At 66.4% G+C, this 12,790-nt stretch carries 12 protein-coding genes; 5 read left to right on the top strand and 7 right to left on the bottom strand.

All coding sequences use genetic code 11. The features are described 5' to 3' along the window. Positions 1 to 121 precede the first annotated feature (121 nt). The 4 genes from ACEN9F_RS06450 to ACEN9F_RS06435 are packed head-to-tail and all read left to right on the top strand — an operon-like array spanning position 122 to position 3,409. Positions 122 to 385 carry a DUF1427 family protein gene (locus ACEN9F_RS06450; protein ID WP_413418975.1) on the top strand — a complete coding sequence of 88 codons (264 nt, stop codon included), beginning with the start codon at positions 122 to 124 and terminating at the stop codon, positions 383 to 385. Next, positions 385 to 2,301: an amidohydrolase gene (locus ACEN9F_RS06445; protein WP_413418973.1), complete on the top strand. Its 1,917-nt coding sequence runs from the start codon at positions 385 to 387 to the stop codon at positions 2,299 to 2,301. Before ACEN9F_RS06450 ends, ACEN9F_RS06445 begins: the two co-directional genes overlap by 1 nt. 60 nt (positions 2,302 to 2,361) lie before the next feature. Next, positions 2,362 to 2,766, top strand: coding sequence for a DoxX family protein (locus tag ACEN9F_RS06440; RefSeq protein ID WP_413418971.1), 405 nt, complete (start codon positions 2,362 to 2,364; stop codon positions 2,764 to 2,766). Next, a complete protein-coding gene (locus tag ACEN9F_RS06435; RefSeq protein WP_413418969.1) occupies positions 2,750 to 3,409 on the top strand; it encodes a YoaK family protein in 660 nt (219 codons plus the stop codon). The genes ACEN9F_RS06440 and ACEN9F_RS06435 overlap by 17 nt, the downstream gene beginning before the upstream one ends. Here ACEN9F_RS06435 and ACEN9F_RS06430 read toward each other — a convergent pair. Beyond that, positions 3,406 to 4,038 (bottom strand): response regulator, encoded by a 633-nt coding sequence (locus tag ACEN9F_RS06430; protein WP_413418967.1) that lies wholly within the window; start codon positions 4,036 to 4,038, stop codon positions 3,406 to 3,408. The genes ACEN9F_RS06435 and ACEN9F_RS06430 overlap by 4 nt on opposite strands. Positions 4,039 to 4,082: 44 nt before the next feature. Next, positions 4,083 to 5,024: an MBL fold metallo-hydrolase gene (locus ACEN9F_RS06425; RefSeq protein ID WP_413418965.1), complete on the bottom strand. Its 942-nt coding sequence runs from the start codon at positions 5,022 to 5,024 to the stop codon at positions 4,083 to 4,085. Between the two features lie 123 nt (positions 5,025 to 5,147). Between ACEN9F_RS06425 and ACEN9F_RS06420 the strand changes: the two genes are divergently transcribed. Further along, positions 5,148 to 6,128: a LysR family transcriptional regulator gene (locus ACEN9F_RS06420; protein WP_413418963.1), complete on the top strand. Its 981-nt coding sequence runs from the start codon at positions 5,148 to 5,150 to the stop codon at positions 6,126 to 6,128. A 22-nt stretch (positions 6,129 to 6,150) separates the two neighbouring features. Here ACEN9F_RS06420 and ACEN9F_RS06415 read toward each other — a convergent pair whose 3' ends face one another. From ACEN9F_RS06415 to ACEN9F_RS06395, 5 genes are all read right to left on the bottom strand, one after another. Further along, positions 6,151 to 7,077 carry a tetratricopeptide repeat protein gene (locus ACEN9F_RS06415; RefSeq protein WP_413418961.1) on the bottom strand — a complete coding sequence of 309 codons (927 nt, stop codon included), beginning with the start codon at positions 7,075 to 7,077 and terminating at the stop codon, positions 6,151 to 6,153. A 42-nt stretch (positions 7,078 to 7,119) separates the two neighbouring features. After that, positions 7,120 to 8,379, bottom strand: a complete 1,260-nt coding sequence (locus ACEN9F_RS06410; RefSeq protein ID WP_413418959.1) for a D-amino acid dehydrogenase — start codon at positions 8,377 to 8,379, stop codon at positions 7,120 to 7,122. Positions 8,380 to 8,535: 156 nt separating this feature from the next. Beyond that, positions 8,536 to 10,386, bottom strand: a complete 1,851-nt coding sequence (locus ACEN9F_RS06405; protein WP_413418958.1) for a DUF885 domain-containing protein — start codon at positions 10,384 to 10,386, stop codon at positions 8,536 to 8,538. Positions 10,387 to 10,470: 84 nt separating this feature from the next. Beyond that, positions 10,471 to 11,178 carry a glutamine amidotransferase gene (locus ACEN9F_RS06400; protein WP_413418956.1) on the bottom strand — a complete coding sequence of 236 codons (708 nt, stop codon included), beginning with the start codon at positions 11,176 to 11,178 and terminating at the stop codon, positions 10,471 to 10,473. A gap of 58 nt (positions 11,179 to 11,236) precedes the next feature. Further along, positions 11,237 to 12,757, bottom strand: coding sequence for an FAD-dependent monooxygenase (locus ACEN9F_RS06395; RefSeq protein ID WP_413418954.1), 1,521 nt, complete (start codon positions 12,755 to 12,757; stop codon positions 11,237 to 11,239). Between the last annotated feature and the right edge of the window lie 33 nt (positions 12,758 to 12,790).

The following is a 12,790-nucleotide window of genomic DNA, read 5'->3' as shown; positions in this document are numbered from 1 at the left end:
AGCGGTAACGCTGCTTTGCGTCCGCATCACCCGAAAGAGGGATATCGGGGCTGACCTTCCCAGTGATGGCAGGCCGGCCTTGTGTCTTTACACTGGCGGGATCACCATCGAGGGGAATTCCATGAAGATGTATATTGTGTCGATAGCGGTCGGCCTGTTGGTCGGCCTGATCTATGGCTTCCTGAACGTGCGCTCGCCGGCGCCGCCGGTGATCGCGCTGGTCGGCCTGCTGGGCATGCTGCTGGGCGAGCAATTGCCGCCGCTGCTGCGCCAGCTCTGGCAGCCGGAAGCCAAACAAGTGTCGTGGATCGAAGACCACGTCAAGCCGCATTGCTTCGGTCAACTGCCGTCGGCGCAGAAGTCCGATGAAACCAGGAGTTCGTAATGTCCCAAAGTCCCGACCTGATTTTGCATCGAGGCTTGTTCACCACGCTGGACCGCGGCAATCCGCACGCGGAAGCGGTGGCGATCAAGGATGGCCGCTTTACCCACGTCGGCCGCGCCAACGAGATCATGGCGCTGGCCGGTCCGGCCACCAAGGTGATCGACCTGCAGGGCAAGCGCGTGCTGCCCGGCCTGATCGACAACCACTGCCACATCATTCGCGGCGGCCTGAATTTTAATCTTGAGCTGCGCTGGGACGGCGTGCGCAGCCTGGCCGACGCGATGGCCATGCTGAAGGCGCAAGTGGCGATCACGCCGGCGCCGCAGTGGGTGCGCGTGGTGGGCGGCTTCACCGAGCACCAGTTCGCCGAGAAGCGCCTGCCGACCATCGATGAGCTGAACGCGGTGGCGCCGGATACGCCGGTGTTCATCCTGCACCTGTACGACCGCGCCTTGTTGAACGGGGCCGCGTTGCGCGCCGTCGGCTACACCAGGGAGACGCCGGAACCGCACGGCGGCCAGATCCTGCGCGACGGCGCCGGCAATCCGACCGGCCTGCTGCTGGCCAAGCCGAATGCGGCGATCCTGTACCAGACGCTGGCCAAGGGACCCAAGCTGCCGCTGGAATACCAGGTCAATTCGACCCGCCATTTCATGCGCGAGCTGAATCGCCTGGGCGTGACCGGCGCCATCGACGCCGGCGGCGGCTTCCAGAACTATCCCGAGGATTACCAGGTGATCCAGCAGCTGTCCGACGCCAATGAGCTGACGATACGCCTGGCCTACAACCTGTTCACGCAAAAGCCGCAGCAGGAGAAGGAAGACTTCCTGAACTGGACGCAGAGCGTCAAGTACCAGCAGGGCGACGACTACTTCCGCCACAACGGCGCGGGCGAGATGCTGACCTTCTCGGCGGCCGACTTCGAGGACTTCCGCCAGCCGCGTCCGGACATGCCGGAGACGATGGAAGACGACCTGGAAGGCGTGATCCGCGTGCTGGCGCAGAACCGCTGGCCTTGGCGCATGCACGCGACCTACGACGAAACCATCAGCCGCGCGCTGGATGTGTTCGAGCGCGTCAACCAGGAGATTCCGCTGGAGGGCCTGAACTGGTTCTTCGACCACGCGGAGACCATCTCGCCGGCATCGATCGACCGCATCGCGGCGCTGGGCGGCGGCGTCGCCGTGCAGCACCGCATGGCCTATCAGGGCGAGTACTTCGTCGAGCGCTATGGCCACGGCGCGGCCGAGGCGACGCCGCCGATCAAGAAGATCCTGGAAGCGGGCGTCAAAGTATCGGCCGGTACCGATGCGACGCGCGTGGCTTCGTACAATCCGTGGGTGTCGCTGGCGTGGATGATCACCGGTAAAACCGTGGGCGGCATGCAGCTGTACCCGCGCGCCAATTGCCTGGACCGCGAAACCGCGCTGCGCATGTGGACCGAGAATACGACCTGGTTCTCGAATGAAGTCGGCAAAAAGGGCCGCATCGAAGTGGGCCAGCTGGCCGACCTGATCGTGCCGGACAAGGACTTCTACGCTTGCGCGGAGAGCGAGATCTCCGATATGAGCTCGCACCTGACCATCGTCGGCGGCAAGATCGTCTACGCGGCGGGGCAGTTCGCCAGCCATGACAAGGCGCCGCCGCCGGCGATGCCGGACTGGTCGCCGGTGCGGCGCTTCGGCGGCTATGCCGGATGGGGAGAGCAGATCGGTAACAACCGCGCGGCGCTCAAGGAACTGGAGCAGCGCAAGCGGCAGCAAGCGCAGTTGCGCCAGCAGCAGGCCGCGTGCGGCTGCGCCAACTCGTGCAGCGTGCACGGTCACCAGCACGCCACCGCGTGGACCAGCAAGTTGCCGATCGCCGATCTGAAAAGCTTCTGGGGCGCACTGGGCTGCGCCTGCTGGGCTGTTTAACCACCACCACCGTCGTTCCCGCCTGTGCGGGAGTGACGGAGCAACCTGGAGCTCAAGCTCATGCGTCAAATAATTCCCGGCTGCTGGATACGCTGGCTGTGTCTATTACTTCTCTGCTCCGCGTATCTGCAGGGCGGCATCAACAAGCTGACCGACTTTGGTTCCGCCATCGGCGAGATGCAGCACTTCGGCCTGTCGCCGGCGGGGCCGCTGGCCGCGCTGGTGATCGCGCTGGAACTGGGCGCCTCGCTGCTGATCCTGACCGGCTTTTACCGCTGGCTGGGCGCAGGTTTCCTCGGCGTCTTCACGCTGATGGCGACCTTCGTCGCCAACCGCTTTTGGGAGATGGCGGGCATGGAACGCTTCATGGCCGCCAACAGCTTCTTCGAGCATCTGGGCCTGACCGGCGCCTTCCTGCTGGTGGCCTGGCTCGATCTCCAGAAAGGCAATGATGGAACGCGGTGATACCAAACAAGCCGTGGCGCTGGGCTTCCTGGCCGGCTACGTGGACACGCTGGGCTTTGTGGGGTTGTTCGGGCTGTTCACGGCCCACGTGACGGGCAACTTCGTGTTGATCGGCCGCGCGCTGATCGAGCCGTCGCAGTCCATCCTGATCAAGCTGATGGTGTTCCCGGTGTTTATCGTGTTTGTCGCGCTGGCGCGGCTGTTGATACTGCACTGGTCGCGCTCCGGCGCCAAACAGCTGCGCAACAGCTTCCTGTTCCAGCTGCTGATGATGGCGGCCACGGTGCTGTGCGCGTGGCAGGCGGCGCCGGTAGTGGAGGCGTCGGCGCCGCTGACGCTGTTGACCGGCATGCTGTGCGCCGGCGCGATGGCGGTGCAGAACGCCTACGGCAAGCTATTGCTGGGCAAGACGGCGGCCACCACCGTCATGACGGGTAACGTCACGACGCTGGTGATCGAGATGGTGGATTCGCTGCGCGGCGACCCCGAGGCGATGGGGCGCTGCAAAAAGCTGGCGTGGCCGGTGCTGGCGTTCGGCGCCGGCTGCATGGCCGGCGCGCTGGCCTTCGTGGCGGTGGGCTTCCACGGCTTGCTGCTGCCGTGCGCGATGCTGGTCTGGCTGGCTGCGGCGACGCCGGACTAGATCGTAATAATGCCGCGCTTAAGAGCGATCGTCACCGCATGGGTGCGATCGTTCGCGGCCAGCTTGGCCAGCACATTCTTCATGTGCGCCTTGACGGTTTCCTCCGAAATCGTCAGGCGCTCGGCGATGCGGCGGTTGGAGTTGCCGCTCGCCGCATGATGCAGCACTTCCATTTCCCTTGCGCTCAACGGACCCTGGCCCATGTGCTGGGCCAGTTCCATCGCGATCTCCGGCGGGATGCGGCGCTGCCCCATGTGCACGCCGCGCACCGTGTCCAGCAGCTCCTTGCGCAAGGTACTCTTCAGCATGAAGCCTGCGGCCCCGGCCTGGACGGCGCGCAGGATCTGCGCGTCGCCCTTGTAGGTGGTCAGCATGACGATGCGGGCGTTGTTATGCTCGCGGCGGATCTGCTGCAGGGCCGTGACGCCGCACATATTCGGCATCGCGATATCCATGATGGTGACGTCGGGACGCAATGCCTCCCAGCGCTCGACAGCCTCGCGGCCGTCGTCCGCTTCGCCGACCACGCGCATATCGGCCTGGCTGGAGATCGCCTCCACCAGGCCGGCGCGCAGCAAGGGGTGATCGTCGACGACGAGCACACTGATGGGGCGCGGTGTGGTACTCATATTCATCTGCCTATTGTAAACCGTTGATGCTGACAACACACTGACTAGCGCAATTGCGTGTAGTTGACCGGCACCCAGTCGAAGGCCTTGCCGCTGCTGCGCAAATGGCCCAGGCCGGGGAAGGGCAGGTGGCTGGCGCCGACCAGCGTGCCGTCCTTGGCCACGGCCTGGAAGGCCTTCAGGCGCGCCACGGCGGCGGTCTTGCTGTCGCTGTCGAAGCCGATGGTCACCTCCGGATGGTCGAACTGGACTGCTGCCACGTGGATCAGGTCGCCGATCAGCAGCAGCTTCTTGCCTTTGCTCTCGATGGTGTAGGTGGTGTGGCCCGGCGTGTGGCCGTAGCTGGCGTTGGCGCGGATGCCCGGCGCCAGTTCGGTGCCGCCGTTGAACGGCTGCAGATGCCTGGCCGCCGAGTACGGCGACAGCGAGGCGATCGCGCCCTGGAAGAAGCCCTTGCTGTCGGCCGGCGCCTGGTCCAGGTTGGCCTGGCTGAGCCAGAAGTCGGTGTCGTGCTGATCGGCGCGCACGATGGCGTTGGGGAAGGCCGCCTGGCCGTTGGCCGCGAGGCCGCCGACGTGGTCCGGGTGCAAATGGGTCAGGTAGATTTCATCGACCTGTTCCGGCTGGTAACCCGAGGCCTTGAGGTTGGCCAGCAGCTTGCCCAAGGTCGGTCCGAACAGGTTGCCGGCGCCGGTGTCGATCAGCACCAGCTTGCCGCCGGTGTTGACCAGGTAGCCGGTGACCGAGGTTTCCAGCGGCGCCCTCAGGTACGAGCGGGCCAGTTCCTTGCCGGTGGCGGCCGGCGCCTGGTGCAGCAGCTTGTCGACCGGCAGGTCGACGGTGCCGTCGCTGATGGCGGTGATTTCAAAGTCGCCCAGCATGATGCGGAAGAAGCCGGGAGCATTGGTGCCTGCCAGCGGCGCGGCGGCGAATGCGGGGGCCGACGCGGCGAAGGCGAGGGCGGCAACGATAGGTGCGAGTTTCATCCGTGTGTCCTTGATTGTTTATTGATGAAACATAGTATGCATCTTTGCATAAAATGGCACAATATCCAAAAAGACAAAGTATATTTGCAATATCTGCAAACTGCTTTGCCTATGGAGATACCAATGATTGACGCTTTGCAATGCTTCGTTGCCGTCGTGGAAACCGGCAGCCTGTCGCGCGCGGCGGCGCAGCTGAAAATCGCGATTTCCTCGGTCTCGCGCAAGCTTGATGCATTGGAAGCGGAACTGGGTTCGAAGCTGCTGCTGCGCAGTTCGCGGCAGGTGCTGTTGACCGACGCCGGCGAGCGCTTCCTGCCCCGGGCGCGCAATATACTGGCCGAGCTGGCCGATGGCAAGGCCGCCGTGCAGGAGCTGGACAGCGAGCCGCGCGGTCTGCTGACGGTGACCGCGCCGGCGGCGTTCGGCCGCCTGCATGTGGCGCCGGCGATCGCCGTGTTCCTGCAGCTTCATCCCATGCTGGAAGTGGAGCTGCACGTCAGCGACGACATCGTCGACCTGTCGGCGCAGCGGGTCGATGTGGCGGTGCGTGCCGGCGTGCTGCCGCCCAGCGACCTGGTGGCGACCCGGCTGGCGGGCATGAACCGCGTGGTCGCCGCCAGTCCCGCCTATCTGGAGCGTCACGGCTGGCCGGCATCGCCGGAGGATTTGCTCAACCACCAATGCCTGACCTTGACCGAGAGCCCGATGCCGCGTGGCTGGTGGCTGTTCGGCGGCGTGAACGGCAACCAGCCGCTGGCGGTCAAGGGCAAGCTGCGCTGCGACGACACCGGCTCTCTGCTGCAGGCCGCCATCGGCGGCGCCGGCGTGGCGCATTTGCCCAACTGGCTGGTCAGCGATGCCGTCGTCGCCGGCCAGCTGCTGCCGGTGTTTCCGATGGATCCGGTGCAGCGGCCGGCCACGCCGCCACGGCGCGATCCCGCTGATGCGGCGATCCACGCGGTGTTCATGCCGGGCCGTTCCAACCAGGCCAAGGCACAACTATTGATACGTCATTTGAGGGAGTATTTCGGCGATCCGCCGTATTGGGATCTGGCGATGGAAGCTGCCGGGGCGGGCGAGCGCCGCGCCCCGATGAAGAACTGAAGTGTATCTAATTGCTTCGGAATTAGTCCCAGTCGCCGCCGCCACCACCGCTATCGCCGCCGCCACCGCCGGAATCATCCCAGCCGCCGCTGACGCCGAAGTCGTTGCCGCCCATGTCGTCGCGGCGCAGCAGGTCGTCTGGATTATCGTAGACGATGTCGTTGCGCGGCTGGTCATGGCTGCCCGATCCGCTGTCGTGATTGCCGCCGGTGAACTGGCGCGCAATCGCTTCGCCCGCCACGATGCCGGCGCCGACCGCCGCACCGGTGGCGAGGCCGCCCATGATGCGCGAACCCATGCCGCTACCTTGCGGCTGGCCGTAACCGGGCTGAGGATAGCCCTGCTGCGGGTAGCCGGGTTGCGGATAGCCGCCCGGCGCATAGCCAGGCTGCTGCGCCCCCGGGTTGTAGCCGGCCGGATCGAAACCGCCCGCATTCTGCTGCGCGCGGCGCTGCATAAAGCGCGAGGCCAGCCAGATGAAACCCAGCAGGCCGCCGCCAAGGATCAGGATCGTGCCCCAGGGGATGCCGCCGCCGGACGCGCCGCTGCCCGCATTATTGGCGTAGCCGGCATTGCTGCTGCGCGCCGGCTTCTGACCGTAGTCGGCGCGCGGCTTCTGGCCTTCCGCCAGCAGCGTGCGCAGCTTGCTGACCGCGGTCGGGTTCACCTTGGGCAGGCCGGGCGAGAGTTGCTCGGCCTTGGCCAGCGAGGCCTCTGCCGCAGCGAACTTGCCTTGCTTGGCCAATAGCTCCGCTTCGACGAAGTGAGCGCTGGCGCTGTTTGGATGGGCCTTGAGCACCTGGTCCATCATGGTTTGCGCCTCGACGTAATTGCCGGCCTGTGCGGCCGCATAGACGTCCTTCACCGTCGGTTCGGCAGCAAACACCGGCGCCGACAGCGCCATCGCGGCGGCCAGCACGGTCATGCTTGCGAATGATTTAGCCTTCATGGTCTAACCTCCTAGTTGAGACAGGCAACAGATGATGGCAGTTTACGCCAATTTCAAGGGGGCCGCCGTACGGTGGATCACAGAGCCCAGGGAGGCGGCGATGGTTTCGGCCACCATGTCCGCCGTGGCGGCCGACAGCGTCCAGCCCAGGTGGCCGTGGCCGGTGTTGTAGAACACCGCCGGCGACTTGCCCGGCCCGACGCGTGGCATCAGGTCCGGCGTCATCGGCCGCAGGCCGGCCCAGGGGGTGATGCTGCGCGTGCTGACGCCGGGGAAGCAGCGCTGCACCCAGTTGATCAGCGGCGCGATGCGGTCGGCGCGGATGTCGCGGTTGAAGCCGTTGAACTCCGCCGTGCCGGCCACGCGCAGGCGGTCCTCTCCCAATCGGCTGGAGACCAGCTTGGTGGCGTCGTCCAGCAGGCTGACGTTGGGTGCGGCGGCCTGGCTGGCGGCGTCGTTCAAGTGCACGGTGATCGAATAGCCCTTGACCGGATAGACGTTGACATGGTCGCCCAGCTGCGCGGCCAGTGCGCGGCTGGCGGTGCCGGCGCAGATCACTACCGCGTCGTAGTGGCTGGTGTCGGCCGCCTCGTCCTGCAGCACGGTGACGCTGGCGCCGTCGGCGCCGGCGCTGACATTGACCACCTGCTGGTTGAAGCGCAGCTGCACGCCCAGCCGCTGCGCGGCCTGCGCCAGGCCGACGGTGAACTTGTGGATGTCGCCGCTGCTGTCGCTCTCGGTGTAGTGGCCGCCGTAGTAGTCGCCGGCCAGCTGCGGCTCGATGGCGCGCATCTCTTCCGGCGTGACGGGGCGGCGCGCCAGGCCGCCGCGCGCCAGCAGCTTCGATACTTCGGACGCGCGCTCGAAGCCGGCGCGGTCGCGGTAGATGTGCAGGATGCCTTCGCGCTTCAAGTTGAAGTCGATGTTCTCTTCCTCGGCCCAGCTGAACAGATGCGCGCGCGCGGCCACCGCCATTTTCGTGATGGCGATGGTGTTGTCGCGGTACTGGGGAATGGCGGCGATGAATTCGGCGAACCAGGACAGCTTGTGCCAGCTCGGCTTGGGATTGACCAGCAGCGGCGCGTCGTTCTTCAGCATCCACTTCAGGCCATTGACCAGGGTGGAGCTGCGGTTCCAGACCTCGGCATGGCAGGCCGACAGCTGGCCGCCGTTGGCATACGAGGTTTCCATCGCCGCGTAGCGATGGCGTTCGAACAGGGTGACGGCGAAGCCGCGTTTGGCGAGCGCGTAGGCCGTGGTGACGCCGGTGATGCCGCCGCCGATGATAGCTATGGTCTTCATGAGTAAAACTCCAGCACGTCAAAGGGCATGGTCGCTGCGCACATGCGCAAGGACGAGCTGGGTTCCTTGTAGAGGCTTTCCCGATACCGCGGTGGCTTTTGGCCGTGTTGCTACCACCGCAGCTTACAACAAAAGCATCATTGGCGAAACGACTTTCTATGCCCGCTGTTGTTTCACAATGTAGCGGTCGATCACCGTCGGCAGCACCGTCAGCGGCACGCCGCAGCTTTGCACCAGCGCGTCGTTGAAGCCGGCCAGGTCGAACTTGCCGCCCAGCGCGGCCTTGGCGCGCTCGCGCTGGCGCAGGATTTCGTTGTGGCCCATCTTGTAGCCGCACGCCTGGCCCGGCGACACCGTGTAGCGGTCGATCTCGCTGGTCATGGCCTGCACGCCGCGGCCGGTGTTCTCGACCAGGAAGCGGATCGCCTGCTGGCGCGTCCACTTCATCGCGTGCATGCCGGTGTCGACCACCAGGCGGCAGGCGCGGAACTGCTGCGCCTGCAGGTAGCCGATCTGGCTGAACGGATCGTTGGCGTACAGGCCGAACTCGTCGACCAGCTGTTCCGCATACAGCGCCCAGCCTTCGATGAAGGCGTTGAAGCCGATCAGCGAGGAGATCAGCGGCAGCTCGTTGTGGTGCTCGGCCAGGTAGGCGCCTTGCCAGGCGTGGCCCGGGATGCCTTCGTGCGCGGTCAGCGTGGCGATCTCGGACTTCGGCCACAGTGTGGTCGACTTCAGGTTGATGTAGTAGATCGCCGGGCGCGAGCCGTCCAGCGCGGCGAAGTTCATATAGCCCAGCGGCGCGCCGGCTTCGATATCGATCGGCACGCGCTTGATCTGCAGCGGCACCTTCAGGTCCAGGTGCGAGATCCGCGGCATCAGCTTGCGCACCGCGTCGACGCGGTCGTTGCAGTAGGCGATCAGCTCCGCGCGGCCCTTGTCGTTGTCGGCGTAGAAGCGCTGCGGATCCTTGGACAGCGCCAGCAAACGCGCGCCCACCGTGCCCTTGGTGATGCCCTGCGACTTGAGGATGGCGTCGATGCGCGACTGCAGCATCTTGTTCTGTTCCAGGCCGATCGCGTGGATCTCCCTGGCGCTGTGCGTGGTCGAGGTGCCCAGGCGCAGCGCCCACTCGTAGTAGGCCGCGCCGTCCGGCAGGCGGTGCACGCCGGCGATGTCGGTGGCCTTGGCCGAGGCCTTGCCGAAGGTGGCGATCTGGCGTTCCAGCGCCGGGTACACCGAGCCTTCCACCAGCTTGGTGGCGCGCGCGTTCCAGTCGCCGGCGATGCCCAGCTTGTGGGTGCGCTCGGTGATCGAGGTCACCAGCTTTTGCGACGCCACGGCGGTCTTGCGGAATTCCTGCAACTGGCCCAGCGCCGTGCGGCAGATGAAGTTCGGCGGCATGATGCCTTTGCCGGCCTGCTCGGCGATGCGGGCGGTTTCCTGGTCCAGCATGCGGGCCATCGCGGCCACGCGCTCGAGATAGGCTTCCGCATCGGCGGCGTTGGCGATCTGGTGCTGCGAGTCGAGGAATTCCGGGATGCGGGTCAGCGCGCCGTCCTGTTGCGTGACGGGGAAGGGCGCGGTGCCGCCGTTAAAACCGCTGGCGGCGCCGCCGAACGGGAAGCGCAGGCCGGCGATGCCTTCGGTGGCCGCGTAGCTGATGGTGTCGTAGCGGGTCTGCGCATCGGCGCTCAGCGCGGCGCGGTCGACGCCGCCCAGGCGGGTCTGGATCGATTTGACTTGGGAAGCCCAGGCGGCGTCGCCGTTGGGGCCGATATCTTCCAGCTGCGACTTGAGCGCGGCGCGGGCGCCGTTGTCCAGGCCCAGGCCGGTGGCGCCGGTCGGCGACAGGCGCAGGATTTCTTCGGCGATGTCGTCCAGCAGCTTGGTGAATTTGGCGTCGGCGGGGTTGGCGGTGTCGGCCATTGCGAGGCCAGGCAGGGCGCCGACCGCGGTGGCGGATAAGGCGGTCAGCAGCAAGTCGCGGCGGGAGAAGTTACTCATGGCATCCTTTGTATTGGGTAAGGGAAAGAATCAGCGCGACGCCGACCTTAGCGTGGCGCCCCCGGGGATGTCAATGGCTTTCAATTAAGTCAGGCCGCGCAGCCACTCCTTGATCATCAGCGTGCTCTGCTGAACCAGCTGCGCGCCGTGCTTGCGGGTGCCGGCGCGCAAGTCCTCCAGGTGGGAGCCGGCGTGCACCAGTTCCACCGCATGGCCGACCAGCCACAGCTCCAGCCTGGCCGGGTCGAATTCGGGATGGCACTGGAACGCCAATGCGTGCTTGCCGACCGCGAACGCCTGGTGGCGGCAGGCCGGCGTCGAGGCCAGCAGTTCCGCGCCGTAGGGCAGGTCGAAGGTATCGCCGTGCCAGTGCAGCATCGAGGTCAGTTCCGGCGCCAGGTGGCGCATCGGCGAGGCGGCGCCGGCTTCGGTCAGGCGCAGCGGCGCCCAGCCGATTTCGCGGATGCCGGAATGGACCAAGGCGTCCAATGCCCTGGCCATCAGCTGCGCGCCCAGGCACAGGCCCAGCGTCGGCTGCTGGGCGATCAGGCGCTTGCGCAGCAGGGTGATCTCGTCGTTGATGAAGGCGTAGTGGCGGGTGTCGTTGACGCTGATCGGGCCGCCCAGCACGATCACCAGGTCGGCGTCCGCGGCGGGGGCGAGGTCGTCGCAGCCGGCCTCCAGGTAGTGCAGATGATAGCCGGCGGCGGCCAGCGGCGCGGCAAAGCTGCCCACGTCTTCAAACATGACGTGACGTATGGCGACCGCAGTTTTTTTGGCGGTTCTGCTCATGGTGGTCTCCTCCCGAATTTTTCCTAGGTTAGCCTAAAATGTCATCGGAAAGGTTGTATTACGGTAATTCGTGAGAAAAACGCAATTTGAGGCGTTCGGCCAGGCCGCGCAGCGCGTCGGCTTCCTGGCGCGGCAGGGCCAGCGCCACGTACATGTCGGGACGCACCAGGTAGGCGGCGTCCTTCAGCAAACCGGCCTGTCCGGCGGCCTCGCTCCATGCGTAGGCATGCAGCGGCAGGCGCAGCGCCTGCGCGGCGGCGGCCAGCTGCGGTTCCGGCTGGCCATACACGTGCAACTGCCAGTCCAGCGTCTGCAGCGCGCCGAAATTGTCATGGCCGTCCGCCAGCGGCAGCCAGGGCAGGCGGTCGCCGCCGATGATCTCGCCGGCGCGGCCGCCGCTCAGCGCACTGTCGGGATAATGGATCTGCACCTGCGACAGTGTCCTGAACAGCGTGCGGCGGGCGGCGGCAAAGCCGGTCAGCACCGGGAACACATGCGGCAGCAGCCAGCTGCGCAGCAGTTGCCCGCCCGCGCCCTGCGAGACGATCAGCTGGAAGGCGCGGTCGGTGGTGGCCACCAGCTTGCGCGCGAAGACGATGCGCTCGGCCTCGTAGGTGTCGAGCAGGGTGGGATCGGCGCGGCCCTGCAGCACGTGGGCCAGCTTCCATGCCAGGTTGACGGCGTCGCCGATGCCGGTGTTCATGCCCTGGCCGCCGGCGGGGCTGTGGATGTGGGCCGCATCGCCGCCGATGAAGCAGCGGCCGGCGCGGAAGTGCGCGGCCACGCGGTGGTGCACGCGGTAGGTCGAGAACCAGTTCAGCTGCTCCACCTGGATGCCCAGCAGCGGCTCCAGCACCGGTCGCACCGCGTCGAAGCCGGCGTCCTGCGGCGCGTCCTCCGGCATGATGCCGATCAGGCGCTGCATGCCGCGCGAGCGCACCGGCAGCATCAGCGCGAAGGTGTTGGCGCCCAGGTGGCCGATCAGGTCGCGGTTGGGCGGACCGGAGGTCTGCACGTCGGCCACGTAGTACAGGTGGTCGTAGGTGCCGCCGCTGAAGTCCAGCTTGAGCGACTCGCGCACCCGGCTGCGGGCGCCGTCGCAGCCGCACAGCCACGCGGCGCTGCAGGGGATGCGCTCGCCGTCGCGCTCCAGCACCGCGCGCACGCCCCATTCGTCCTGGGTGAAGGATTCCAGTTCGGTGTTCCATTCGACCTCGACGCCGCCGGCGCGCAGCTGCTCGACCAGGAAGCGCTCATGGTCGTCCTGCGCGAAGGCCAGCACGAAGGGATAGGGACTGAGGCCGGCGCCGATATCCTTGAGCGGCAGCTCGGCGATATCCTCGCCGGCCTCGCGCAGGTGGATGGTCTCGATCTTGATGCCGAGGTTGACCACCACGTCGGCAAAGCCCAGCTGGCGGTAGAACTCCAGCGTGCGCGCATGCACGGCCATCGCGCGCGAGGCCTGGCCCGGGCCGCTGTTGCTGTCGATGATGCGCACGGCCACGCCATGCCGCGCCAGGGAGATGGCGAGCACCAGTCCGGTGGGTCCGGCGCCGACGATGAGCACTTGAGTAGCCATGAAACCAGTCTACATCCGTGCAGGAATGGGGTG

It is taken from the genome of Duganella sp. CT11-25 (assembly GCF_047302815.1).
GTDB lineage: Bacteria > Pseudomonadota > Gammaproteobacteria > Burkholderiales > Burkholderiaceae_D > Rugamonas.
This window is presented reverse-complemented; position numbering and strand designations above follow the sequence as displayed.